Raw genomic sequence first — 25083 nt, 5'->3', positions numbered from 1 at the left:
ATGAAGAAAGCCTCCTCTACCGACGAGAATCTCCGCGCCATGGAGGCCGCTTCTGCGGAAAATGCCGCTGCTTGCATCAAGCTCCGGCTTTACGTAATCGGCGATACGCAGCAGTCCAACCGCGCGATCGTAAACACCCGCCGGATCTGCAACGAGCATCTGGCGGACCGCTACCACCTCGATATTCTCAATCTAAGGGAGCATCCCGAGCTGGCGGCCGTGGATCAGATCATTGCGGCGCCCACGCTCGTGAAGATCGGACCGCTTCCGCTGCGCCGCTTCATCGGTGATATGTCGGATACGAGAAAGATCCTCTCCGGACTCGGTCTCGACCCCTCTTACCCGGGCTGAATGAGTGCGGAAGATTCCACTATCCTGCAGAAACTCCGCGCCGAGAACGCCGATCTGCACGCACGGCTTGAAGAGGCGGAAGATACGCTGCGGGCGATCCGGCATGGCGAGGTGGACGGCCTGATCGTTGAGGGCGAACCCGGCCCCCAAGTCTACATCCTCCAAAGTTCGGACGCCGAATCAAACCGTTTTCGCAGCGATATCCTTTCAAAGGTCAGCGAGGCGGTGGTCGCACTAGATGCGAACAACAAGGTCATCTATTTCAACACTGCCGCCGAGGAGCAGTATGGCATTCCCACCTCCGAAGCGCTCGGACGCCCCCTCACCGAGCTCTACCAGTATCTCTGGGTGCGACCGGAAGACGAAGCCCTCTCCTTCGCGGAAATCGCATCCACAGGCCATTGGCGCGGCGAGAACATCCACATCCGCCGCGATGGCGTCCGCATTCATGTTGAGTCTTCCGTCAGCCGGCTGATCGATCGCGATGGAATGCCCGGTGGACTTCTCGCCGTCATTCGCGACATCACGGGACGACGTCAAGCGGAGGCAGCCCTGCGCTCTTCGGAAGAGCGCTACCGCACTCTCTTCAACTCGATCGATGAAGGGTTCTGCGTGGTTGAAGTGCTCTTCACTCCGGACGGCGAAGCCTACGACTACCTGTTCTTGGAGACCAATCCGTCCTTCCTCCATCAAACCGGACTGAAAGACGTTGTTGGCAAGACCTCCCGCCAACTCATGCCTGGGCAATCGGATGAGTGGTATGGAATCTACGGGAACGTCGCACTCACCGGGGAGGCCCTGCGCTTCGAGCGTTTCGCCCCCACCTTGCGCCGACATTACGACCTCTATGCCATGCGCGTCGGCGAGCCGGGCCAGAATCTCGTCGCCATCGTCTTCAACGACATCACCCAACGCAAGGAAGCGGAAGAAGCCCTGCGGCGAAATGAAGCGCTCTTCGTGGAGATCATTCGCCGCGCCCCGGGGGGCGTCTATGTTGTCGATGAAAACTTGGATATCGTAGAGGTGAATGAGAAGGGTCGGCCTGTTTTCTCCGAAGCGGAACCTGTGATCGGCAGACCCCTGCTCGAAGCGCTCTCCATCCTCTGGGGCGAGGATCTCGCCGAATCCATTACCGCCCGCTTCCGCCACACCTTGGAAACTGGCGAGCCTTTCGTGTCTCCGCGTTTCACCCAAACCCGCGAGGACATCGGCGTGGTTCAGTCTTACGAATGGGAACTTCAGCGCCTCGCCCTCCCCGGTGGCAGCCACGGCGTGGTCTGTTATTTCAGCGACATCACCGAGGAAATCCGGCTCAAGGACGCGCTGCTCGCCCAGACCACGGCTCTCGAGGAAGCGGACCGTCGCAAGGACGAATTCCTCGCCATGCTCGCCCATGAGCTGCGCAATCCGCTCGCCCCGCTCCGCAACGCCGCGGAGATTCTCCAGATCGACGACACCAAGCCGATCGACCGCGCGGCCGCCCAGCGTCTCATTGGCCGTCAGATCGAGAACATGAGCCGCATGATCGACGACCTCCTCGATGTCTCGCGCATCACCGAAGGCAAGATCACCTTGCAGAAGCAGACCATCCCCCTCGCCGGCATTCTCCAGTCCGCCGCCAATCTCATCCGCCCCGCCTGCACCTCGCAGGGCCAGCAGCTCACGGTCTCGCTTCCCTCGCAGCCGGTCTACGTCCACGCCGACCCCACCCGCCTCGAACAAGTCTTCGGGAACCTGCTGGGCAACGCTTCCAAGTACGCCGGCAGCAGTTGCCACATCTCGATCAGCGCGGAACTGGAGCCGGAGCGCAACCTGGTCCTCATCCGCGTCGCGGACGACGGAGCGGGCATTGACCCCGAACTTCTCCCCCGCATCTTCGATCTCTTCGTCCAATCCAGTCGCACCCTCGACCGAGCTCACGGAGGTCTCGGCATCGGCCTCACGATCGTTCAGCGCCTCGTCACCATGCACGACGGCTTCATTGAGGCACATAGCGACGGATTGGGCCGCGGCACCGCCTTCACCATCCGCCTCCCTGTCCGGGATGCTCCGTCGACCGATTCGCGGGCCACGCCGGCGTACACCTCCTCACCCAAGGGACTGCGCATGCTCATCGTGGACGACAACCGCGATTCCGCCGAGAGCATGGCCATGCTGCAGGAACTCTCCGGTCATCTCACCCGCATCGCCCACACCGGCCCGGAAGCCATCCTCGCCGCCACCGAGTTCCACCCCGAGGTCGTCCTTCTCGACATCGGCCTCCCCGGCATGGACGGCTACGAAGTCGCCCGCCAACTCCGCGCCCTCCCCGACCTAACGGATGCTTTTCTTGTTGCACTCACCGGCTACGGCACCTCCGAGGACCGCCAGCGGGCCAAGGACGCCGGCTTCAATGAGCACCTCGTGAAACCCGCCGACCTCAACCAGCTCCGCCGCTGGCTTCAAGACCTCCCCCGCTAACCTCTTCCACCCCTACAATCCGCCCATTAAATTCCCCTGCAGCTTCTCTTCATCTCGGCTACAATTCCCACAATGACCCAAGCCATCAAGCCGCCGGAGCCTACTCCAGCCGAGAAGATCGCCAATGCCATCTTGCGCTTTGTAGGTGAGGTCCCCGCGAGCACGCAGGTCGCTAGTTTCACGCCCAAGTCAAAAGCACTTTCCCTCGCTAACGCCGCCGCCCTCAAGGCAGGAACGACAGCAGGGATGCTTTCGCTCCCGCCCGGACCTCTCGCTTGGCTCACAATCCTACCCGAACTCATCGGCGTCTGGAAAATCCAGCAACAGATGGTCGCCGATATCGCTGCAGTCTTCGGCAAGTCCGGAGAGTTGTCCAAGGAGCGCATGCTCTACTGCCTCTTCCGCCATACCGCCGCTCAGGCAATGCGTGATCTCGTTGTCCGCGTGGGAGAGCGCTACCTTGTGCGGCAGGCTTCCTTTCAGACCCTTCAGAAGGTAGCCAGCCGTATTGGAGTAAAGATCACCCAGACCAGCATCCGCAAATCCCTCTCACGTTGGATCCCCGTCGCCGGCGCGATCGGAGTCGGCGGCTATGCCTATGCCGATACCCGCAAGGTTGCGCTCACCGCCATTGAGTTCTTCAGCAGCGATGCCTCTCTTCTTGAAGAGGACTCAGCCCCATCGATCACTCTCGGCGACAACCCATCCCCAAAGCTTCCTCCGCCCTTGCCGCCCGCCTGAGAGCGGGCACCTATTCCTCCTCGGGCGACTCCTTCTTCTCTTGGGGCCGCTTGAGCCGGATCTGAAGATCGGCAAGAGCGTTCATGAAATAGATGTAGCCATCGTAGGCGCTGCCGTAGGGCGAGAAGTATTGATGAACGCTCCCGTCCGTCCCTCCCTTGGTAGACATCCAATAGAAATGATCGGAGGTCTGCATCTTCGCCCAGACATGGCTGAGGCTCGGGTCCTTCGCCGCCAAAACCTCTTCCTCCAGGCGATGAATCTTGGCGATCGCTTCCTGCTGCATGACGTTTCCAGTCCAAGCGCTGAGATCGCGCTCGGCATCTGCCCATGAAGTAGGCCAGTGGCAGTCGTAGTCCTTGGAGGCGCGGAAGAGATCAACCACCTCACCGGGAGTGACCCATTTGATATCCTCATCAAGCACTGCCTCGGGTAAAGCCTCCCAAAACTCGAAGATCCCGGTGTCCTTCCACTGGTGCTCACCGATCGTCTCGTAGTCGAGGAAGAGATTCACCACATCGCCCGGAGCCTTCTTGAGCCATTTCGCAAACTTCTCCGGAGTCAGCGGCCATTCGGACCAACTCTTGTCGGAGAAGCGGAAGCCCAGATCATCGGAGAGCCCGATGTTGCGGAGAATCGTTTTGAGCTGCGAGACGTGCGGCGCGCGATACAGGAAATTCGGCGATTGCCCGTTGAGAACCCAAGGCACTCCCTCAGCAAGAATGCCGTCGAAGCCCATCGTCTCCGCTTGGGCGGCAATGGCATTGTTGTAGATAAGCTCGGTATTGCGGAAGACCCGGGGCCGCACGTGGAAAACTTCTTCCAGCTTGTCCAAGTGAAGCTCCACCTGCCGTTCGAACTCCTTCTTCGAATGAAGGATGGCAAGCGAGTGGTAGTAGGTCTCGGCGAGCAACTCGACATTGCCGGTGGCCACCAAATCTTGGAACGACCTCAGCACATCCGGGCGATGGTGCTCCATCTGCTCGATGACCGTCCCGCTGATGGACAGGGCCATCCGGAATCGCCCCTTCGTCTCCTTGATCGCCTTCTGGAAGAGTGCGTTCGCAGGAAGATAGCACTTCTCGGCAACCTTCGAGAGAACTTCACCGTTCAGCCCATCATCCTCGTAGAAAGCGTGTTCACCGATGCGGAAGAAATCGTATGGGATCAACCTGTTCGGCTGATGCACCTGAAAGTAGAGGCAGACGTCGGGCATGGAATCCGGAAGCGATGATCAGCGGGAAGAGAGGAGATCGCGGTAAATCGAGACGACTTTCTCCGCTGCGGCGTCCCATGTCGAGGCAGCCATGTCCTGTTCGGCTTGCTTGACCACTCGCTCTCGAAGCTCGTCGTCTTCAAGGAGATCGATAATGTGCTTGGCCATCAGGTCGACATCCCAAAAATCGGCCTTAAGCGCGCCCTTGAGCACCTCGGCAACGCCGGACTGCTTCGAGATCACCGCGGGGATCCCGAATTGGGCCGCCTCCAAGGCGGACAAGCCGAAGGGCTCGGAGACGGAAGGCATGCAATAGATGTCGGTCATCGAGAGAAGCTCGTTGACCTTCTCCTTGTTAAGGAAACCCGTGAAGTGGAAGTAGCCGCCAAGACCGCGGAAGGCCCCGCTTTCGATCAATGGCTTCAAGCGTTCGCCCGTACCGGCCATCACGAAACGCACGTTCTTGTTCACATCAAGAACCTTGGAAGCGATCTCCAGAAAGAACTCCGGCCCCTTCTGCGCAGTGAGACGACCGAGGAAGAGAACCAGCTTCTCCGGAAACTTCTTTTTCGTGCTGAAGACCTTCACCGACTCGGCACCATTGTGAACCGGGTGAATCTTCGCGGGATCGATCCCATAGTGGCCGGCACAGACCTGACCGGTATAGCGACTCACAGGAATGACGGCATCAGCCTCCTCCATGCCATACTTTTCGATGTCGTAGATCCATCCTCGGGCATCGGCACCGGCGCGGTCATACTGCGAAGCGTGGACATGCAGGACGAGCGGTTTACCGGTGGCTTTCTTCACCTCCACTCCGGCCAGGAAAGTCATCCAGTCGTGAGCGTGCACGATATCGAATTCGCTCAGCATCGCGAGCTTCGCCGCGATCTTGGAGAACTCGACCACCTTCGTGCCGAGGTCGGCACCATAGAGTTCTCCCATCTTGAATTGCTCCAGTTGGTTCCGCGTGGTGGTGGAGAACCTGATCTCGCCGCCGGGCTCCATGCGGATCTGCTCCACGGTCGTTTCGCTGGTATCGTAGGGATCGAGGTGGATCGGAACGCGGTCGATCTGGGCGAAACTCTCGTAGCGGTACTTTCCCTCCACGGTCTGCAGCTCTTCCACGCGGAGATTGTTCAGGCCGGTGAGCTGAAAGCCATCGAAGTTCGCTTCGGGCGCGGAGCGCGGGACGACCACCCGGAGGTCGACATGCTTGGCGAGAGCTTGCGAAAGACCGAGGCAGGCAACTCCCAGACCGCCGTTAATCAATGGGGGGAACTCCCAGCCCAACTTGAGCACGCGAAGACGATTCATGAGCGAAGAAAAAGCACCGTGGGGGCCTGATTTTCAGGCACTCCGGGGCCACCAAAGTGCCTGAGCAATGGGCGGGCCAATGTCGAGGGAAAATACGAGGATACACGTAACGGGTTGGCCACGCTGCCGTTGAAAACATTCATTGCAAGGGGCGGGTTGTGCGGAGGTCCGGGGAGATGTCCGGTTTCGCGGCGGGGGGAAGCGATTTTGCCACGGTCGCCGCCGATTTTGCCCGTTGTTGGAAAAGGCGCGGATGCTTGGGATGACGACGGTTTCCCATTCATTTCCTCTCAACCCGAATCCCCACGACTCCCCATGAAGTTTCATGCCTCCAAGCTGCTCCGTCTTTCCGCCATGGGCGGGACCGGTCTGGCCCTCGCCCAATCCTTGCACGCCGCCACGATCCTGAGCGGAACCGGACTCGCCAATAACACCGCGGTGCCGGCCGCTCACGGCAGCAACGCGCCCGGCACCCCGGACATCGCCGTGAACTGGAGCGATGTGGGTCCGGCCGTGGGCTGGGAATCCTACAATGCCTGGCCAGGCGGCGGGCAGGTCTATCAACTCGATGCCCCGGGCAGCGGCTACCTCGGGACGACGACCTACAACATCGCCTTGACCCCCTCGTCCGCGACGATCGCGGTGGTCCTGACGTCAATCGACCTGAACGATTGGGTCGGGCCGACGACGGTGAGCTTGCAAAACACCACGCTGAACTGGAGCGTGACCGGAAGCGTTTCCGGTCTGCTCGGAAGCGGGACAGGACTGGTGGTAAGCAACGGAACGGTGCAGGCGCTGAACTTCGGTCTCCAAGGCGCGGGCGGCGAGACGCTGACGCTGGCTTTGACGCCGACGGGTGGCTCCGGATCCTACTTCGCGGTGGACAACTTGAGCTTCGACCAGGTGACCGTGCCGGAGCCCTCGGCGGCAATCTTGGCGGCCACAGGTCTAGGGGCTCTGGCCCTGCGCCGCCGCCGGAAGTGATGGGTTCCACTTCCAGCCCGCATCCGCGCATGCCGCGCGAGATGCGGGCTTTTCCTTTTTCAGAATGGATGCAGGGTTCCGTGCGGTGAACAAGGAAGCACTGCCGCCATCCGGGCCCGACGGCCTGTTAGAACAGGCGACTCTCCTCCAGCGCCTGTATCGCTCCGGGGATGCCGGCCCACTGTGGGAGCGGCTACTGGAGCACCAGGGGGCCGATAGCGCGCAGTTGCTGGCGGCGGCGAGGCAGTGGTTCCAAGCAGGACGGTTCCGGGGAGCCGCGCGCTTCACCGCGCGCGCTTTGGCGATGGAACCCGGGGCTGCGGACACCGCGGCACTGCATGCCGCGGCGCTGGAGCGTGCGGGCGAAGTGGAGGAAGCAGAGCGGGTGGCCGCGGAGATGTTAGAGCGTCATCCGGGACACGCGCGGCTAGTGCGGCAGCTGGCACGGATCGAAAGGCGCCGCGAATCCTTCGGGGTGGCCGAGGAGCGGCTGAAGGAACAACTGCGGCGCTTCCCCGGTGCGGAAGACTGGCGCCTGCGCTACGAACTGGCAGCCGTGCTCGACCGGACCGGCGACTACTCTGGAGCGATGCGGGAGCTCGAGCTCGCGAAGAGGCAGTTGCTGCCGGAGGCAGCGAAGCACCGGCCACTGTGGCGGGCTATTTCCGCACGCCAGCGGGAGGTGCTGGAAGGGCTAGACCCGGAGCGACTGGCACGCTGGCAAAGGGATCCTGTCGACGAGAGGCGCATCTGCCTGATGGCGGGCTTCCCGCGCTCGGGAACCACGCTGCTGGAGCGAGTGCTGGTGTCACATCCCGAATGCATCGGAACGGATGAGTCCGGGGTGCTGGCCACGCAGTTCCGGGATCCGATCGTGTTCGGAGCCGGATCGTCCGCGGAAGTGCTGGCGGAGTTGGACGCCTACGAGGCGGAAGATCTTGCGGCAGGCCGGGCCGAATACTTCCGCTGTACCGCGGATGTGCTGGGGGAAGAACCGGGAGAGCGGGTCTTGATCGAGAAGGACCCGCTGCTGACGCCGGATTTGGCACTGCCGCTGCGCCTGTTTCCGGAGGCGAAGATCCTGATGCCGCTGCGCGATCCGCGCGATGTTTTGATCAGCTTCTATTTCACGATTGTGCCGCTGGCTCCGAACAGCGTGGCCGCGGCAAATCCGGAAGACTCTTGCCTCTATCTGGAAGAGGTCATGGGCCACTGGCTCTTCCTGCGGGAAAGGCTGGCTCCGGAGCGCTGGATGGAATCGCGCTACGAAGACCTGCTGGCGGAACCCGAGCAGCGGACGCGGGAGCTCGCCTGTTTCCTCGGGCTAGACTGGCGCGAGGAGATGCTGGCGCCGCACCGTCATGAAGCAGTCCGCGGCGGCGGCACGCCGACCTACGAAGACGTGTCCAAACCCCTCTACACCCGGGCCCGCGGGCGATGGCGGAACTACCAAGCCTGGCTGGAACCGCACTTGGAACGGCTGGAGCCGCTGCTCGACGCATTCGGGTATCCCGCGGGCTGAAACTGCTGGGCCATTTCGGCATAACGTGACCTCGCTTCTTCGGGCCAAGGAGAGTGTTTGTCTGGGAGCGTAGCCCACGGATTAAACACGACCATAAAAGGAAAACCCTACACGCCCGAGGAGAAGACCCGCATCCTGCGGCAGGCCGATGGCGGCAAGAAGATCACCGACGTGCGGCGCGATGGCAGCCGCAACCAGGAGCTGCTTAGGCGATGCAGAACGACACGAAACCGTGCGGAATACATTTCACCCCGCGAGCCACGGCCGAGGGCGGAAAATTACTTCGGGTTGCGTCAGACTTCACTGTGCGTCCCCTTCAGCAAAGGTATCACCTCCTTCCCGATCAACCTGATGGAGTTTAGCGCTTGATCGTGGGGTAGTGAGGCGACGCTCATCTGAAAGGTCATGCGGGAGATGCCGCCGAGCTCGGCGTCGTAGGAGAGGATCTTTTTCGCGACGGTTTCCGGATCTCCGACCATCAGGGCTCCTCGGGGCGAAGCTCCAGCGTTGAAGTGAGCCCGCGTGGTGGGTCCCCAGCCGCGCTCCTTGCCAATTTCGTTGAAGCTGCGGAGGTAGCCGGGCGCGAAGTCTTCCGCCGCCTGTTCGTTGTTCTCCGCTACGTAGCCGATCGCGTGGACTCCCAAGGTGAGACGCTCGGGCGGATGACCGGCCTGTGCCCCTGCCTGTCGGTAAAGATCGACCAAGGGACGGAAGCGCTCCGGGGAGCCGCCGATGATCGCGACCATGAGGGGAAGGCCTAAAACACCGGCACGGATGAAGGATTCCGGCGTGCCTCCGACCCCGAGCCAGACGGGCAGAGGGTTCTGGATCGGACGCGGATAAATTCCCTGTCCGGTGAGCCGCGGGCGATGCTTGCCGGACCAGTGAACCATCGGGTTCTCCCTGATCCTGAGCAGAAGCTCCAGCTTCTCGGTGAAGAGCGAGTCGTAGTCGTCCAAGGAGAGACCGAACAGCGGGTAGGCATCGACGAAAGAACCGCGCCCGACGATCATCTCAGCGCGACCTTTCGAAACCAAGTCGAGGGTCGCGAAGTCTTGGAAAACGCGCACCGGATCGTGCGCACTGAGAACGGTAACAGCGCTGGTGAGGCGGATACGCTGGGTGCGGCCCGCTGCTGCCGAGAGGATGACCGCGGGTGCCGAATCCGCAAAGTCAGGCCTATGGTGCTCTCCGATTCCGAAGACGTGGAGCCCCGCTTGGTCCGCGCACTCGATCTCTTCGAGAAGGTTGCTCATGCGGTCGGCGGTGGTGAGTCCACCGCCATCAGGTGCCGCCGATGAGTTGATAACGAAGCTATCGATACCGATTTCCATTGGAGGAGCCTTGCCCATTCCGCCTAGGGTGCAAGCGCGAGCGGTGTTCGTTCATTGACGTAGCAACCGGCATGGACCGGGGACGCATCCCGGAGAGGTCACCTTTTCGCGGAGAACCAGACCGGGGAACCGTTCGGCAAACCACGAGTTCCAAGTGGAATTCAAAGAGAGCCGAATGGCGTCAGCGCAGGCACCGGGAACCAATTACAATCCTACAAGGCTTTTAGGATTCATCTCTTGCGCCGGCTAGCTTTCCGCAAAAGCTCGATGAACGCGCTCGTGTGAGGTTTGGGGTTCTTCTGGGACCATCCGATTTTCGCAATCACCGGGTCAAACGCCGGGAAAAAGGGGCGGCAAACCAGTGACCGCGGCATGAAACTCACGGCGCTTTCTGCCAAAATGGCGGCTGCGTTGAGAGCCTCGATGCTCGCGAACATGGTCGAGACGCCGTCCCGCTCCAAGGCCACAAAATGGGGTCGGACGTCGAAGGGCTTCAGGATCTTCTTAACGTAAGGCACGTGTTCCGGAAAACTCTCCGGGGCAAGGCCGACGAGTGGAATATCACGCAGGCGGGATGGGGGTATGCGCTTTAGTTTAGCGAGCGCGTGGTTGGCTGGCATCACCAGGACGATGCGTATCCTGGAAAGTTCCTCCCACCTAAATTGGGGCACGGGCGACCCGGGAGCTTCCAGCGTGATGACGATGTCCAGCTCCCCGTCTCTGGCCTTGTTCATCATGTCTTTCGGGAAAAGGTCCGTGAGCTCAACGCGCACGCGTGGATACTCCGCGTGAAACCTCTGCAGCACACTTGGAAGGAGGCCGGCTGTGACTGAAGGCGCGTAGCCGACGCGCAAGATCTCGGTGTGAGGCTGGTTACGGATGCGCTGAACCGCCAAGTCCACGCGGGCAATGATCTCCCGCGCCTCCTCGTAAAATGAATCGCCAGCGGCCGTCAGCGTCACCGCGTTTGTCCCCCGCACGAACAGCGGCACGGAAAGCTCTTCCTCCAGATCCTTCACCTGCCTGCTGAGCGCAGGCTGCGTGAGGTGCAAGGTCTGCGCGGCGCGATTGAAGGAACCATGCTTCGCGACGGCTATGAAATAACGCAGATGACGAAGTTCCATCCTCTCAGCCGAGCTCATACTAAAAGTATGAGCAAGCCCAAAAACACGGCATTGGAGTGTGAAACCGCGGTTCAGGTATTCTCCGGTCGATGAAAGCAGACACACAACTACCAGAGGCAGTAACCCGATACATCGAAGCATCCAACCGCTTCGATGCGGAATCGGCGGCCGCCTGTTTCACGCCCGAAGCGACCGTTCGCGACGAAGGGAAAACTCACGTCGGAACCGAGCAAATCAGGAGCTGGGTCTCGCACTCGAGCGAAGCGTATCAACCTCAAGCAAGCGTCGTCGGAGCTGAGCAAAAGGGGGATAAGCTGGCGGTCACGGTCAACGTCACCGGTCAATTCCCCGGAAGTCCGGTCGAACTCGATTTCGAGTTTCTCCTGAGTGGCGAGAAAATCGCCGAACTCGCGGTTCATTGAGTCGGGCCAACCACGGCTATCGCTGAACCCTACATCATCGCAAAAGCAACCTTAGCTTCGGAAAATAATCATGAACCAATTCGCTTACATCCCTGACGAGTTCAAAGGGCAACGCATTCTTGTCACCGGCGGCACGCAAGGCACCGGCAAAGCCATCACCGAGCGCCTGAAGCGTGGCGGTGCAGAGGTGATGGTGACCGCCCGGCAGGAACCTGACAGCTTGATCGCAGACCACTTCGTCGCGGCTGATGTCACGTCTCCGGAAGGAATCGCAAAAGTGGTGGATGCTGTGAAAGCATCATGGGGCGGCATCGACATGATCGCTCATAACGTCGGAGGTTCGAATGTGCCGGGCGGTGGCTTCGCTGCCCTTACGGACGACCTCTGGCAGCATGAGCTGAACCTCAATTTCCTTGCCGCTGTCCGGCTGGATAAGCAGCTCCTGCCCGGAATGATTGAACAGAAGCGAGGCGTCATCATCCATATCTCCTCCATCCAGCGCATCCTGCCTCTCTTTGAATCCACGCTGGCCTATGCAGCAGCCAAGGCAGCACTAACCACCTACAGCAAGGGCTTGTCCAAAGAGGTGTCGCCAAAGGGAGTGCGCGTGATGTCGGTATCTCCCGGCTGGATCAACACCGAGAATGTTACGGGTTTTCTCCAGCGGCTGGCAGAAAGCGGTGGCATCACCATCGAGGAAGCAAAGCAGAATGTGATGGCCGCCCTTGGCGGCATTCCTATCGGGCGACCGAATCAGCCGGAAGAAGTGGCGGAACTCGTCGCATTCCTTCTCTCGGATCGCGCTGCCTGCATCAACGGCACCGATTACGTCATCGACGGAGGAACGGTCCCCACGATCTGACCGCCGCTCTGATCGCAATCGATCATCGACCAAACAGCAGTCCCCTCCGCCCAACCGGAGGGATCCAATTACGACAAAATGAAAGCGAAAGATTTGACCCTATGGTCGGCGCTGGGCGCGGCCTCTCTTTTCCACATCGGTGCCGAGCCCGCAGCCGCACAGTCGGACGGAAATGCACCGGCGGTAAGGAATGTAGTGCTGGTGCATGGAGCCTTCGCCGACGGCTCGGGCTGGAGAGGCGTCTATGACATCCTGACTCGCAAGGGGTATCGTGTGTCTATCGTGCAGAACCCCCTTACATCGCTTGAAGACGACGTTGCCGCTACCAGGCGTGTCCTCGCCAGACAGGATGGCCCGTCAATCCTCGTGGGACATTCCTACGGTGGCAGCGTGATCACGGAGGCCGGAGTCGATGAGAAGGTGGCTGGCCTCGTCTACATCTCCGCCCTCGCGCCGGACGCCGGTGAGTCAACTGCCGATCAATTTGCGGAGATCCCCGCTCCACCCGAGTTCGTGATCGAACAGGGGGCCGACGGTTTCGGGTTTGTGAACTTCGAGAAGATCAAACTCGGATTCGCGAACGATACCTCCAATGCCGACGCGGCCTTTTTGAGGGATTCACAGGTGCCCATCAACATGGCGATCTTTGGGACCAAGCTCACGAAGGCCGCGTGGCGGACCAAACCGAGCTGGTTCATCGTCGCGACCGAGGACAAGGCCATTGCTCCCAAGCTTCTGCACAAGCAGGCCAAACGCATCGGTGCAGAGGTGGTGGAAGTCAAAACCAGCCACGTCCCATTCATTACCAAGCCGAAGAATGTGGCTGAGGTCATCGAGAAAGCCGCGATCAACTCTGTGAAGGAAACTCCATAACGCCGTCTATTTAAGCAGACGGAACCGGTGAGGGGGCCTGACTACCTCAACCGCACAACGCGAGAGGACCATTCGGCATGCAGGCAGCTTCGCGATTCTCTTCATTGCCGGGGTGGTCGTTGGGAGCATCCTCATCATCATTGGGTCACTGACGCCTCTGAAGCTGACTATCGACCGGATGTATGCCTGAGGCCGGTATGATGCTCCGGGCGAACCTCTAGCTGCAGCAAGGTCCCCGGCGCACTACCAGCCTCCTCGAATATGGCCAGGGCGTTATCAGGCGGAGGTCCTGATCGGACGAGTAAGAGAGGATACTGGTCTGAAGGGGGACCTAGGCACAGAACCTCCATTACCGACTGCGTTATACCATATTGAAATAGCCCTCAGACTTGTGACAGCTCTCGCTTGCCGTCCCCTTTCCGGCAGAAGAGGATGGGGAGCCATGAAACGACTGACCCCCCTCGTGCTTTGCGTGCCGCTCGCCTCATGCTCGATCGAACGCAACTGGCCTGCCGGCATGAAGGCGGAAACATACAGTGGCCGGATACTGCGAGAGTCCACCGGGAAGCCGGTCGGCGGTGCGGAGATCGAGTTGAAGCGGCGAGGGAAGAAGTTCTCGAAAAGCTTGCTCGGTGGCTGGGCCGCGGTTCAGACCCCAGAACTGATCGGCACCGGAACCTCAAAAGCCGATGGCTCGTTCCAAATCACCACCCGCAGCGGCTATGCCACTTCCGCCGCCGCCCAGAAGGGAGAACTCTACGGGAGCATCGGGTCCTCCGACCAGAATCATTCGGAGTCCAAGCGCCTGCCAGACATCTTGAAGATCGAGGTGAAGTAAGCCCGGAAGTCAGCGCCACGATGGAGGCTTGCCGAAGACCTTGGCGAAGCGCCCCCGATCGGCAATCTCGCCGATGAGATCGATATAGCGCTCGGAGTCCGTCCGTTTTGCTGCCCCTGGCGGCGAAAATGCACCTACCCGAGATGGGGCGGTCATCCCAATCTTGAGATGACCCCGACCAAACCCGTCGTCATGAAGGCCCTCCTCTTATCGCTCGCATTTGTCGTTGCATCGATCTCCTCCTTGTTCGCGCAGGCCACGTTCCAGCTCGATAAGGCAAGCTACGCTCCCGGTGAAACGATCGTCAGCTCCTGGACCGGCAGCACGAACACGAAAGACTGGATCGGAATTTATCCGCGCGGGATCGTGCCGGATGGAAACCCGGTTTCCACCAGTTGGGGTTATGTGACGGGGGCGAGCGGCTCGCGCAATTTCACGACGCCCACACCGATCGGGGTCGGTGAATGGACCGCATGGTTCCTAGCGAACGACGGCTACGGGGTGATGCCGGGAAGCGCGCCGGTGGACTTCGCGGTGGTGAATCCGAACCCGCAGATCACGGGATTCACCTCAAGCACGAACTTCGCCGGCGGTGCTCCGGTGACACTATCCTGGACCATCACAAATCCCGGGCTGGTCACGAGCCTGACGATCGAGGACGGAACGAATCCGCCCGTGGACGTGCTGGGGCAAAGCTCGCTGGCGGTGAATCCCGCGGTGAACACCACCTATGTGCTCAAGGTAAACGGCGGCGTCTCCACCGCGGACCGGCTGGTGATGGTGGCGGGCGCGAACAGCCCGGCCTTCTCGCTGAACCGGCTGGAGTACGAGGTGGGTCAGCAGGTGCAGGTGAGCTGGTCCGGCGCCACGGCGAATCCGGACTCGTGGATCGGCATCTACAAGGCCACGGCGACGCCTCGCGCGCAGGTGTCCGACCAGTGGAATTATCTGAACGGAACCCGGACGGCCGGCGGAAGCGTGCCGGAGGGTTCCATGCAGTTCAATCTGCCCGCGGGTTTGTACTACGCCGTCCTCTTCACGGATGAAGGCTACGTGGTCGAGCAGGGCCCCATCTCCTTCAGCGTGGTGCAGGAGCGGAAAGTGAGGGTTTCTTCGTTGGTGAGGACTGCCACCACCATGACCATCGAGTGGCACTCCCGGGCGGACTGCGAGTACGACGTGTATGCCACGGACACCCTCGCGGGAGATCCCGCCCCGGTGTGGGAATTGCTCGAGCTGGGACTGCCCACGACAGGAAACGGGACCATGAGCTATACGGAGACGCTGCCACAGCCGACACCCGCGCGACGCTTCTACAAGGTCTACGAGTTCAGCCTTCTTCCGGACTAAAAGGGCTTCCGGAGGAGGGCGGGAAAGCGGCGGAGAGAGCCACCCGGGATCGGCGCGCTGCCGGGTAGCGGTGGATCTAGGAGTTGGCATGGTCCCGGCGATGATGTTCGGCAAGGGGTTCAGCGCGCTCTAACTTGCCATAGTTGGGGAAGTGCCGAATGATCCTTCCATCATGAAGAAGCGTGTATTCACCGCATTGGTATCCGGTCTGATGTTCTTGCTACCATCCCCTTTGAAGGCTGCGGAGAAAGACCCCTTCGCCGCCAAATTCGGCGGTCCCTACAAGGAGGGGGTATCGGAGCAATTCAGGAAGGATCTGCTGGAGTATGGCAGCGAGCTGAGGGCGGCGGTTCAGGTGAAGATGGCCTTCGCCTTCGTGGCGGATCCGGCGGCGCTGCCGGAAGAGGAAAGAAAGGAAATGGAAGGCTTTCTGAAGGCAAGCGTGATGCCCGGTGAGGCGGAAGACGAGGTAAACCGATTCACAGGGTTGCTGCTGCGTTTCCCGGGCTACGCGATGAAGATGGATTTCGAGTCGTATCAGAAACTTCTAAAGCGGATCAAAGAGGCGGAGGAGTAGCGATGGCAGGAGGAGTTGGCATTGTAGTGGCTATGGTGCTAAATAAGACGCATGGCATCCGAAGAGTTTTCCGGCAACTACATGGAGAAGCACACGACCGCGGTGGCGGTGGTGGATTTCTCGCCCGGTGGCATCCGTGAGGCGCGGCGGCCGGGGAATGGGATCTTCGAGTTCGTGACGGACAACGGGGTGCTGATGCGGATGCAACTGGTGGCGGAGGGAATCGTGAGATTCCGCTTCACGCCGGAGGGGCGCTTCGAGGATGACTTCTCCTATGCGATCGATCCGGCATTCCGGGGCGAGCTACCGGCGCACGAGCTGATCGAGTTCGCGGACGGTTATGCATTGAAAACCGGGAGGCTGTCGGTGCGGATTGCACGGCAGGGGCTGAAGACGACGATCACCGACACGGTTTCGGGGAAGATTCTCTGCCAGGACGAGAAAGGTTTCCACTGGGAGGACAACAAGATCTTCGGCGGCGAGGTGGTGAAGATGGCGAAGGTCTGCCAGAACGGGGAATATTTCTACGGGCTGGGCGACAAGAGCTGCGACCTGAACCTGCGAGGCCGGAAGTTCGAGCTATGGGGCAGCGACACCTATGCCTACGGACGGGACACCGATCCGCTGTATAAGAACGTGCCCTTCTACCTGAGCCTGTGCCGGGGCCTGTGCTACGGAATCTTCTTCGACAACACTTTCCGCACGGGCTTCGACTTCGGCAACGACAAGCCGAACGTGACCAGCTTCAAGGCGCAGGGCGGTGAGATGGATTACTATTTCATCCACGGCGAGACGCCGCTGGAGATCGTGCAACGCTACACGCGTCTAACAGGGATGGCGGAGATGCCACCGCTGTGGGCGCTGGGCTACCACCAGTGCAAGTGGAGCTACTATCCGGAAGCGACGGTGCGGAACATCACGCGGGGCTTCCGGCAGCGGAAGATTCCCTGCGATGCGATCTACCTGGATATCGACTACATGGATGGCTACCGCTGCTTCACGTGGGATGCGGAGCGCTTCCCCGATCCGAAGAAGATGGTGAGCGAGCTGGAGGCGGAGGGCTTCAAGACCGTGGCGATCATCGACCCGGGGCTGAAGATCGACCCGAACTACCCGGCGTGGGTCGAGGGAATCGACAGGAACTACTTCTGCCGGCGGCAGGACGGCGCGCTGGCGAAGGGCTCGGTGTGGCCGGGCCTGTGTCACTTCCCGGACTTCACGCGACCCGATGTGCGGGAATGGTGGGCGACCCTGTTCAAGGATCTGATCGGCGAGACCGGCGTGCGCGGGATCTGGAACGACATGAACGAGCCCGCGGTGTTCGAAGAAGGAACCTTCCCGCACGATGTGCGCCACGACTACGACGGGCATCCCTGCTCGCACCGGAAGGCGCATAACATCTACGGCATGCAGATGGTGCGGGCGACGCGGCAAGGGCTGAAGCTGTGGGGCAAGGGGCGGCGGGCATTCTCGATCACGCGGTCGGCCTATGCGGGGACGCAGCGTTTCGCTTGTGCGTGGACGGGAGACAACGTGGCAAGCTGGGAGCACCTGAACATGGCGAACACGCAATGCCAGCGGCTCGCCACTTCGGGGATGTCTTTCATCGGTTCGGATATCGGCGGCTTCATCGAGACACCGACGCCGGAGCTCTATCTGCGCTGGGTGCAGCTGGCGGTGTTCCATCCGTTCTTCCGCACGCATTCCTCGGGTGATCACGGGGAGCAGGAGCCGTGGAGCTTCGGCGAAGACACGACAGACTGGGTGCGGCGGGCGATCGAGATGCGCTACCACCTGCTACCGACGATCTACACGGCCTTCTGGCAGTATGTGAGCGAGGGCACGCCGATGCTGAGATCCCTGCCGCTGGTGGATCACCAGAATCCGGATGCCTACTGGCGCAGCGCGGAGTTTTTCTTCGGCGACCATCTGTATGTGGTGCCGATCATGGCGGAGGGCGAGGAAGGTCGCTTCCTGTATCTGCCGAAGGGCGATTGGTTCGCGTATCACGACGACTCGCGGCCGAAGGCGGTGGCGACGGATATCTGGATCGAGTGTCCGATCGACCGGATCCCGGTGTTTGTCCGCGGCGGGGCGGTGGTGCCGCACTGGCCACTGCAGCAGCATGTGGGAGAGATCGCGAATCCGGAGCCGGAGCTGCGGGCTTGGTGGAAGAACGGTAAGGAGACGAGCCGCTGGTATGAGGACGAGGGGGATGGGGAGCAGTGGAAGGAGGAGGTCTACCGGGACTCGACGATTTTGTTAGAGGGTGAGGAGGGGCGTGTGGCGATCTCGCGGGAGTGGAAGGGTTCCTGGACTCCGGGATATGAGTCGGTGGAGGTGAGCTTCTGCGGGATCGGGAGCGCGGAGGCGGAGCTGGTGGTGAGCGTGGATGGAGCGGAGCGTGCGGCGCTGCGGGGGGATGATGGGAGGTACCGGGTGAAGGTGCCGCGGGATTTCAGGAAGGTGGAGATGGTATGGGTGCCGGTGGAGGTGGAGGTGGCGAATGCGGGGAGGGAGAGATCGAACGTGGAGTGAGATCCCGGGGAGGAGGATGGAATCTCCGTCAGGGATAGGGACCGGGATGGATAGGATAGTTGCAACTGGTCCGGGACTTGGGTGAGGTGGGACCGGCGCGGGGTCAGCAGGATGGGAGACGGCTTCGTCCGCTTGAAAGCGGACTACTTACCCTTGTGGTGGCGGGCGGCAGGGGTGGATTCACGGCAGCAGGGCTGCCTGCCGAAAGCGGCAGCAGGCTGCGCGCAGTCCAAGGCGGCGGAGCCGCGAGTGGCTAGTCCCACATTTTCTTGAGGACGATGGTGACGGGTTCTTCGGGGGTAGTGGGTTCGGGGGCGGGTTTGAGCCAGCCCATGATCTGGGAGAGGAGGCGGGCGGCTTCGAGTTTGGCGAGGCCTTTGATGCGGATGAAGTCGGCATCGCCGCGGCGGGTGATGTTGAGTTCCTGAACGAGAGGGTGAGCATCGCTGAGCTCGTTCATGGGGGTGTGGAGGATGGAGACGAGGTAGCGGATCATGTCCTCGCGCTTGAAGTCGGCACGGGCTTCGGCCTCGCGCTGGCGGCGGGCAATCTCGGCGGCGACGTTGGGGTGATGCGCGAGGGCGGAGGCGTCGGCCTTGCTGGATTTCTTGCCGTAAACCTGGAAGTAGGCGGCGGTCTGAGTGGTGCCGTCGGCGACGAGGCGGGCGAACTGGAGCTGGCGCGGGCTGATGGGGCGGGGCTTTTGGGATCGGGTCGGTTGGTCGTCCATTTCCGCTCAGGGTATCAGGAAGGAGGGCGGAACCGTGAGGAAAAGAGGCTTGCCGGCCGCAATTGGGAAATTTGTGGTTTGGGATCCGGGGAGGAGAATTGAACAGGAGAGAAGAGAGGGAATTGAGTTTCCGAGGGTTTTGGGGCCGGAGGGGCGGTCGGACTAGCGGGGCGAGGGAGGGTTCCTCGCCCCTTGGCAAAGGGGCGGATCGCGGTCATGATCGGGTCGTTGTGACGATTCGCCTTTTACTTTGCCTCGCCGCTGCCGGCACTGCCGTGGCTCAGGAAGAACCGGCACCGCCCAAGGCGGAGCCGGTGAACCCGGCGCTGGAGGGCAATGCGGGGCAGGATTGGTACGAGCGCGGGAAGAATCTCTACGATTCGGCGAAGGCGACGGCCAACGAGGGGCAGAGGAAGGAGATCTACGGCCGTGCGGTGGAGGTGCTGAGCGGGTATCTGGGGCAGTTCGCGAATCATCCGAATGCGGATGCAGCTTCCTGGTATCTGGGCGAGAGCCATGCGGCGCTGGGCAAGGAGGAGAGCGCGCGGAAGTGCTATCGCGAGATTGTGAAGCGGGGCGGAAAGTCGCCCTTCACGATGGTGGCGGCGAACCGGCTGGCGGTGGAACACTACAAGAAGAAGGAATTCGCCCAGGCGGCACCGCTCTACGAGCTGATGGCGGAGGCGGCGAGCACGCCGGGGGACCGGCTGAAGGGCCGTTACTTCGCCGCGGTGGCCTACGACCATGTGAAGGACGGGAATGCGAAGGCGGCGGCGAACTACCGCGAGGTGCTGGCCGACAAGTCGAAGGACAACAGCTTCCGCACTGCGAGCCAACTGGCGCTGGGGAGGATTCTAACAAACGATGGGAAGCTGGAGGAGGCACTGCCCTATCTGGAAGAAGCGGCGGGGGCCGGTAGCGCGGCGGAGGTGCGCGGGCCTGCGGCACTGCAGGCGGCGGCGGTGGCGGCGAAGCTGGGGAAGGAAGACGTGTCCGCGAAGTATCTGGAGTTGGTGCTGAAGACGCCGGGCATGGAGGGCTCGCGCGAGAACGCGCGCTTCGCGCTGATGGCGGCGCATTTCGATCGCAAGGACTTCGCAAAGGTGCTGGAAATCTACAAGGCGGACCCGGCTGCGGGAACGAGCGAGCAGGATGCGCGGCGGCTGATGCTGGCGGCGCGATCCAGCTACGAGCTGAAGCAGTATGAGGAGGCGGCTCGACTTTTCAACGAGGTGGAGAAGCACCCGGCGGGTGGTGCATGGGCCTACGAGGCGAGCTATCTGCGGCTGCTCTCCGCGTATCGCGGGAAGGGCTCGCACGACATGGCCGAGGTGGATGCTTTCCTGAACCGCTACCAGAAGGATCATGCGGAAGATCCGAAGATCCACACGGCGCTGCTGATCAAAGCGGAGGCGCTACTGGAAGCGAAGAAGCCGGAGGAGGCGGCGAAGGCATACCGGGCGATCAATGCGGAGCTGGTATCCGGCGAGAACCGAGCGGGGATGCTCTACAACCGCGCGCGGTGCCTGAAGGAGATCGGGGATCTGAAGGGGGCGCTGAAGTCCTTCGACGATTTCATCGCGGGATTCCCGAAGGAGAAGCGTTTGCCACAGGCGCTCTTCAGCCGGGCGCTGACGCATCAGGCGGCGGGGAACACGGCGAAGGCGGTGGCGGACTTCGATGCGCTGATCGCGAGCGAGGGGCCGGACGAGCTGAAGGCGACAGCTTACTTCGAGTCCGGGGAGATCCTGGCGAAGGAGGAGAAGCTGCCGGAAATGATCGTGCGCTATCGGGGCTTCCTGGAGAAGTTCCCGAAGGCGAGCAGCGAGCGGCGGGCGCTGGCGAGCTACCGGGTCGCCTGGGCGCTGGTGAAGAGCGAGCAGGTGAAGGAGGCGCTGCCGCTGGCCGAGCTCTCGCGGGAGCTGGATCCGAAGACTTATGCGAAGCCGGCGGGGCTGATGATCGCGGCCGGACATTACTCGCTGCAGGATGCGAAGGCGACGGGCGACGAGATCGATCGCGCGATCAAGGAGGGGTATGATGCGGAGCTACCCCCGGCGCTGGTGACCTGGGCAGGGACGCAGGCCTTCCAAGCGAAAGGCTACGAGCGGGCGGCGACATATCTGCAGATGGTAGCGGATCCGAAGCAGGCGGCATCGACGCCGAAGGCGGTGTGGCGGATGCTGGGGAAGGCGCAGCTGGAGACAGGGAACCCGGAACCGGCGCTTGCCTCGCTGGATCATGCGCTGGCGGCGGAGGAGCACCCGACGCTGAAGACGGAGATCATGGTGGAGAAGGGCAAGGCGCTGCTGGCGCTGAAGCGAGCGGACGAGGCGCTGGCGATCGCGGGGGAGGCGCAGGATCTGCGGCCGCAGGGCCGGGCGAACATGGAGGTGCGGCTGCTGCTGGGCGACGCCTATATGCTGAAGAAGGATCCGGCGAAGGCGAACGAGGCGTATGTGGTGGCCGTGACCTTCGCCGATCCGAACGACCGCGAGCTGACGCCGCTGGCGTATCATCATCTGGCGAGGTCGCTGGAGGCGGTGGGGAAGACGGCGGATGCGGAGAAGTACCGGAAGGAGCTGAAGGAGAAGTTCCCGGAGTGGAAGGCTCCGGAGTGAGTCGGGTAACAGGGCGGAATTTTAAAAAAATCTTGGCTGCGGCAGGATTTCTGCTAGAAGGCCGCCAGCAGCGCAGGCTCCGGGGGGATCCGGCGTTGCCACTCCCCCACCCTCTCCCTGCGCTGCCCGCGCGATCTCCCTCGCTCCCCAATCCCCCACCCGCCTGCCCCCATGCACACCCCTCCCCCGGTGTACCGTATCCGTCGGAGTGCCTCGACGCTGCCTCACAAGCGTCCGATGAGCCTCTGGCAGCATCTTGCCTTTTTCCTATTGGCCGTGATCGGCGCGGTTCTGGCCGTGTGGGTGACGCTGGTGATGAATTGAGATCCGGCGGCCGGGGCGGGAGGCATCGCTACTATGGAGATAGTAGCTATCAGTGTGGGTTCGGCCAGGCTGGAGCCTGACGCTCCCGGTGTGGCTACTTTTGAAGAGGCAGGTTGAGGAGCCTGAGGGTGCCGGATTGGTCGGTGTATTCGATGCTGGCGTGGTCGGCGGTGACTTGCTTGAGGAGGTAGCGGTTGTTCGCGCCGAAGGTGCTGCCTTCCCCGATGACGAGGGGGGTGCGTTCGGAGCCTTTTACGGCAATGACGGCGGAATGATCGGCATAGGCGGCGGCGTCGATCTCGGCATCCAGGAGGCCGTATTGGGATTCGTAGCGCTTGCCAAGTTTACCGGGGCTGAGGTCTTCGTAGATGGCGACCTGTACATTCTGGCTGGTGCCGGTGAGACTGGAGAAAACTTCCCTCTCGGTGAAGCCGATGAGCTTGAAGCGGCCTTGCATCGCGCCATCGCCGAAGAAGGTGTCACCGGGGTTGAGCATGGTTGCGGGGTTGACGCGGTTATTAAAGGGTTTCTTAAGATGATCCTGACCGAGAAGCTTGGGAGCCCACTTTCCTTCCGACTGCAGGCCGAAGGTGACGTACCACTTGGTGCTGCGCATTTCGAGGAAGCTGAGGTCAGCAGCGGTCCAGACGGGGGTCATACGGGTAGACTCTTCCGCTTCCACCACGGAAGGATCGTAGTCACCGGTCTTCCGGACCATGGAGACAAACTCGCTGCGCTGCTCGCGGGCGTCATCGGCGAGTCCCGGGCGGGCGATCGATTCAACCTTGGCCCATGGGACATCGGCGACATCCGGGAGCTGGCGGAGCTTCATGCCGAAGAGGGCGACGGCGGAGGCGAAGCGGAAGTCGTTTCCGGCCTGTTGCCAAGCGACGGGCTCGCCTTTGACGGTGGTTTCGATGAGCGAGCTATTATCACCTTCCGGATGCTTGTAGCGGAGCTTGAGGGTGAGCCAGTCATCGCTGGCTACGACGTCGCGTTCGAGGGGCTTCTGATAGCGGAGGGGATCCACCGAGCCGGTGGCCGGCATGTCCACGCCATCCGGGACGATCTCGTAGAAGGCGGTGACGGTGTGGCCCGCGCCGATGTCGCCGGCATCGACCTTGTCGTTGTTGAAATCCTCGTGACGGAGGATGCGGTTCGCGTAGCCGATGAGGCGGTAGCCCTTGACCTTGCCGGGATTGAACTCGACCTGGATCTTCACGTCCTTCGCGATGGTGACGAGGGTGCCGGTGAGCTTCTGGAGGAAGACGCGCTGGGCCTCGCCGTCGTTGTCGACGTAGAAGTAGTTGCCGTTGCCATCCTTGGTGATGGCTTCGAGCATGGCGTCGTTGAGATTGCCGGTGCCGAAGCCGAGGACGCTGAGGTAGATGCGGTTGCCGGAGCCGTTCTTGACGAGATTCACGAGGGCGCCCTGGCCGGTGGTGCCGACATTGAAGTCGCCATCGGTGGCGAGGATCACGCGATTGGTGCCGCCTTGGACCAGGTGCTTGGCAGCCATCTGATAGGCGCGCTGGATGCCTGCACCGCCATTGGTGGAGCCGCCTGCTTCCAGCTTCTCGAGGGCTTGGATGGCTTGGGACTTGCCGCGTTCATCGAGCAAGGTGGGTTCGAGGACGACGCCCTCGGTGCCGGCGTAGACGACCATGCCGACGCGGTCGCGTTCATCGAGCTGGTCGATCAGCACGCGGATCGAGCGCTTGAGCAGCGGGAGCTTGTCGGGCGACTGCATCGAGCCGGAGACATCGATGAGGAAGACGAGGTTCGAGGCAGGGCGGGAGTTGTTCGGGATCTCCTTACCCTTGATGGCGACGCGGGCGAGCAGGTGTCCGGGCTTCCAAGGGCAGGTAGCGAGATCGCCGGTGACGGCAAAGGGGCCATCGCCCTGCGGGCCTGCGTAGCGGTAGTCGAAGTAGTTCACGAGTTCCTCGATGCGGACGGCATCCGCGGGGATCTGGCGGCCCTCGGCGATCATGCGCCGGATATTGGTGTAGGAGGCGTTGTCGACATCGATGGAGAAGGTCGAGAGCGCTTCCTGCCACGGGTACTTCCAGGGCTGGTCGATGAGTCGGCCGTAGTTTTCGCGGGAGGGTCCGCTGTCGGTCCGGGCTCTGGCCTTGCCGGGGAGATTTTTGGAGCGCTGCGTTAGTTCGTTGGCCTCGGGCTCCGAGAGAGATTCGGCGAGGGGAGCTTCGGAGGGGAGGACGAAGCTATCCGCGGCGGCACCGGCAAGGGCATCCGACGGAGCGGTTGGTGTTCCCCAAAGAAGCATATTCTGTTCGATGTCCTTTGAGTCTCCCTTAGCAGGAGCTTGAGAGAGATCATGACGCGGGCCACCCATGGCAGAACCGGAGCCGCGACCGCTTCCTGAGTTATCGGCGAAGGATTGGTTCGAAACAGCAGGGGCGGCAGCGGGTGGAGCTTCGAGGGTCTCGAGCTTGAGGGAGGAATCCGGGACGACGAGCGAGCCCTCCGCATCGCTGGAGGTGATACGTGGAGAAGCCGGCTTGGCGGAGGCGACGGAGCGTTGGAGCTCCTTGAGGTCGTTCTCGGGGACGATCTGTTCGCGTAATTGTGACTCGCGATATGAGGGAGCCGCCACCTGCTCGGAACGCTTGGCTTTGTTCATCGCCATATTGGCTGAACCGAGTATGAGCATGCCGAGAGTAACGACAGCGGCCAAGGCTCCGATGACAGCGGGGTTGCTGAGGACGGAGCGCGGACGCTCGGCTTGGGCGGATGCGGGGCTTACGGCGTCGAGCTTCTCCTCGATGGACTTGAGGAGTTCCTCATCGGCGGAGCGGCGGGCCTGCTCGCGCAAAAGGGAATCGACCAAGCGGTCGGAGGGATCTTCAGAAGGATTCATGGAAAGGAACGGGAA

20 protein-coding genes are annotated in these 25083 nt (G+C 61.8%); 14 read left to right on the top strand and 6 right to left on the bottom strand.

The window, feature by feature from the left end; all coding sequences use genetic code 11:
* From OJ996_RS02630 to OJ996_RS02620, 3 genes are all read left to right on the top strand, one after another.
* Window positions 1–351: a circadian clock KaiB family protein gene (locus OJ996_RS02630; protein WP_264510852.1), complete on the top strand. Its 351-nt coding sequence runs from the start codon at window positions 1–3 to the stop codon at window positions 349–351.
* The gene (locus tag OJ996_RS02625; protein WP_264510850.1) at window positions 352–2811 is read left to right on the top strand and encodes a hybrid sensor histidine kinase/response regulator; all 2460 of its coding nucleotides are present in this window, start codon (window positions 352–354) and stop codon (window positions 2809–2811) included.
* Window positions 2812–2883: 72 nt separating this feature from the next.
* The gene (locus OJ996_RS02620; RefSeq protein ID WP_264510848.1) at window positions 2884–3552 is read left to right on the top strand and encodes a hypothetical protein; all 669 of its coding nucleotides are present in this window, start codon (window positions 2884–2886) and stop codon (window positions 3550–3552) included.
* Between the two features lie 10 nt (window positions 3553–3562).
* On the opposite strand, the gene OJ996_RS02615 is transcribed toward OJ996_RS02620, so the two are convergent.
* Both OJ996_RS02615 and OJ996_RS02610 read right to left on the bottom strand, forming a co-directional pair.
* On the bottom strand, window positions 3563–4768 hold the full coding sequence (locus OJ996_RS02615; protein ID WP_264510846.1) for a glycoside hydrolase family 57 protein: 1206 nt from the start codon (window positions 4766–4768) through the stop codon (window positions 3563–3565).
* An 18-nt stretch (window positions 4769–4786) separates the two neighbouring features.
* Window positions 4787–6085 (bottom strand): glycosyltransferase, encoded by a 1299-nt coding sequence (locus OJ996_RS02610; RefSeq protein WP_264510845.1) that lies wholly within the window; start codon window positions 6083–6085, stop codon window positions 4787–4789.
* Between the two features lie 315 nt (window positions 6086–6400).
* Between OJ996_RS02610 and OJ996_RS02605 the strand changes: the two genes are divergently transcribed.
* Both OJ996_RS02605 and OJ996_RS02600 read left to right on the top strand, forming a co-directional pair.
* Complete coding sequence (locus OJ996_RS02605) at window positions 6401–7069, top strand: PEP-CTERM sorting domain-containing protein (RefSeq protein WP_264510843.1); 669 nt, start codon at window positions 6401–6403, stop codon at window positions 7067–7069.
* Window positions 7070–7133: 64 nt separating this feature from the next.
* Window positions 7134–8591 carry a tetratricopeptide repeat-containing sulfotransferase family protein gene (locus OJ996_RS02600; protein WP_264510841.1) on the top strand — a complete coding sequence of 486 codons (1458 nt, stop codon included), beginning with the start codon at window positions 7134–7136 and terminating at the stop codon, window positions 8589–8591.
* 293 nt (window positions 8592–8884) lie between these two features.
* On the opposite strand, the gene OJ996_RS02595 is transcribed toward OJ996_RS02600, so the two are convergent.
* Both OJ996_RS02595 and OJ996_RS02590 read right to left on the bottom strand, forming a co-directional pair.
* Complete coding sequence (locus OJ996_RS02595) at window positions 8885–9925, bottom strand: LLM class flavin-dependent oxidoreductase (RefSeq protein ID WP_264510839.1); 1041 nt, start codon at window positions 9923–9925, stop codon at window positions 8885–8887.
* A gap of 230 nt (window positions 9926–10155) precedes the next feature.
* On the bottom strand, window positions 10156–11049 hold the full coding sequence (locus OJ996_RS02590; RefSeq protein ID WP_264510837.1) for a LysR family transcriptional regulator: 894 nt from the start codon (window positions 11047–11049) through the stop codon (window positions 10156–10158).
* An 89-nt stretch (window positions 11050–11138) separates the two neighbouring features.
* Between OJ996_RS02590 and OJ996_RS02585 the strand changes: the two genes are divergently transcribed.
* The 7 genes from OJ996_RS02585 to OJ996_RS02555 all read left to right on the top strand — a co-directional run bounded on the left by OJ996_RS02585 (window position 11139) and on the right by OJ996_RS02555 (window position 18509).
* Window positions 11139–11471, top strand: a complete 333-nt coding sequence (locus tag OJ996_RS02585) for a nuclear transport factor 2 family protein (protein WP_264510835.1) — start codon at window positions 11139–11141, stop codon at window positions 11469–11471.
* A 70-nt stretch (window positions 11472–11541) separates the two neighbouring features.
* Window positions 11542–12333 (top strand): SDR family oxidoreductase, encoded by a 792-nt coding sequence (locus tag OJ996_RS02580; protein ID WP_264510833.1) that lies wholly within the window; start codon window positions 11542–11544, stop codon window positions 12331–12333.
* 78 nt (window positions 12334–12411) lie between these two features.
* The gene (locus OJ996_RS02575; protein WP_264510831.1) at window positions 12412–13206 is read left to right on the top strand and encodes an alpha/beta fold hydrolase; all 795 of its coding nucleotides are present in this window, start codon (window positions 12412–12414) and stop codon (window positions 13204–13206) included.
* A 442-nt stretch (window positions 13207–13648) separates the two neighbouring features.
* On the top strand, window positions 13649–14044 hold the full coding sequence (locus tag OJ996_RS02570) for a DUF4198 domain-containing protein (protein ID WP_264510829.1): 396 nt from the start codon (window positions 13649–13651) through the stop codon (window positions 14042–14044).
* Window positions 14045–14236: 192 nt separating this feature from the next.
* Window positions 14237–15394 (top strand): hypothetical protein, encoded by a 1158-nt coding sequence (locus OJ996_RS02565; RefSeq protein WP_264510827.1) that lies wholly within the window; start codon window positions 14237–14239, stop codon window positions 15392–15394.
* A 172-nt stretch (window positions 15395–15566) separates the two neighbouring features.
* Window positions 15567–15971, top strand: a complete 405-nt coding sequence (locus tag OJ996_RS02560) for a hypothetical protein (RefSeq protein ID WP_264510825.1) — start codon at window positions 15567–15569, stop codon at window positions 15969–15971.
* A 51-nt stretch (window positions 15972–16022) separates the two neighbouring features.
* Window positions 16023–18509 carry a glycoside hydrolase family 31 protein gene (locus OJ996_RS02555; protein WP_264510823.1) on the top strand — a complete coding sequence of 829 codons (2487 nt, stop codon included), beginning with the start codon at window positions 16023–16025 and terminating at the stop codon, window positions 18507–18509.
* A 253-nt stretch (window positions 18510–18762) separates the two neighbouring features.
* Here OJ996_RS02555 and OJ996_RS02550 read toward each other — a convergent pair whose 3' ends face one another.
* Entirely contained in the window at window positions 18763–19239 is a 477-nt protein-coding gene (locus OJ996_RS02550; RefSeq protein WP_264510820.1) for a terminase small subunit, read from the bottom strand.
* A 230-nt stretch (window positions 19240–19469) separates the two neighbouring features.
* Between OJ996_RS02550 and OJ996_RS02545 the strand changes: the two genes are divergently transcribed.
* Entirely contained in the window at window positions 19470–21860 is a 2391-nt protein-coding gene (locus tag OJ996_RS02545) for a tetratricopeptide repeat protein (protein ID WP_264510818.1), read from the top strand.
* 171 nt (window positions 21861–22031) lie between these two features.
* The gene (locus tag OJ996_RS02540; protein ID WP_264510816.1) at window positions 22032–22184 is read left to right on the top strand and encodes a hypothetical protein; all 153 of its coding nucleotides are present in this window, start codon (window positions 22032–22034) and stop codon (window positions 22182–22184) included.
* Between the two features lie 94 nt (window positions 22185–22278).
* Here the strand turns inward: OJ996_RS02540 and OJ996_RS02535 are convergent, their stop codons facing one another.
* Window positions 22279–25068 carry an Amuc_1099 family pilus-like system protein gene (locus OJ996_RS02535; protein ID WP_264510815.1) on the bottom strand — a complete coding sequence of 930 codons (2790 nt, stop codon included), beginning with the start codon at window positions 25066–25068 and terminating at the stop codon, window positions 22279–22281.
* Window positions 25069–25083: the final 15 nt, after the last annotated feature.

It is taken from the genome of Luteolibacter rhizosphaerae (genome assembly GCF_025950095.1).
In the GTDB taxonomy this organism is placed as follows: Bacteria; Verrucomicrobiota; Verrucomicrobiia; order Verrucomicrobiales; family Akkermansiaceae; genus Haloferula; species Haloferula rhizosphaerae.
Note: the sequence above shows the minus strand (reverse complement) of the source record. Positions and strands in the feature narration are given on the sequence as shown.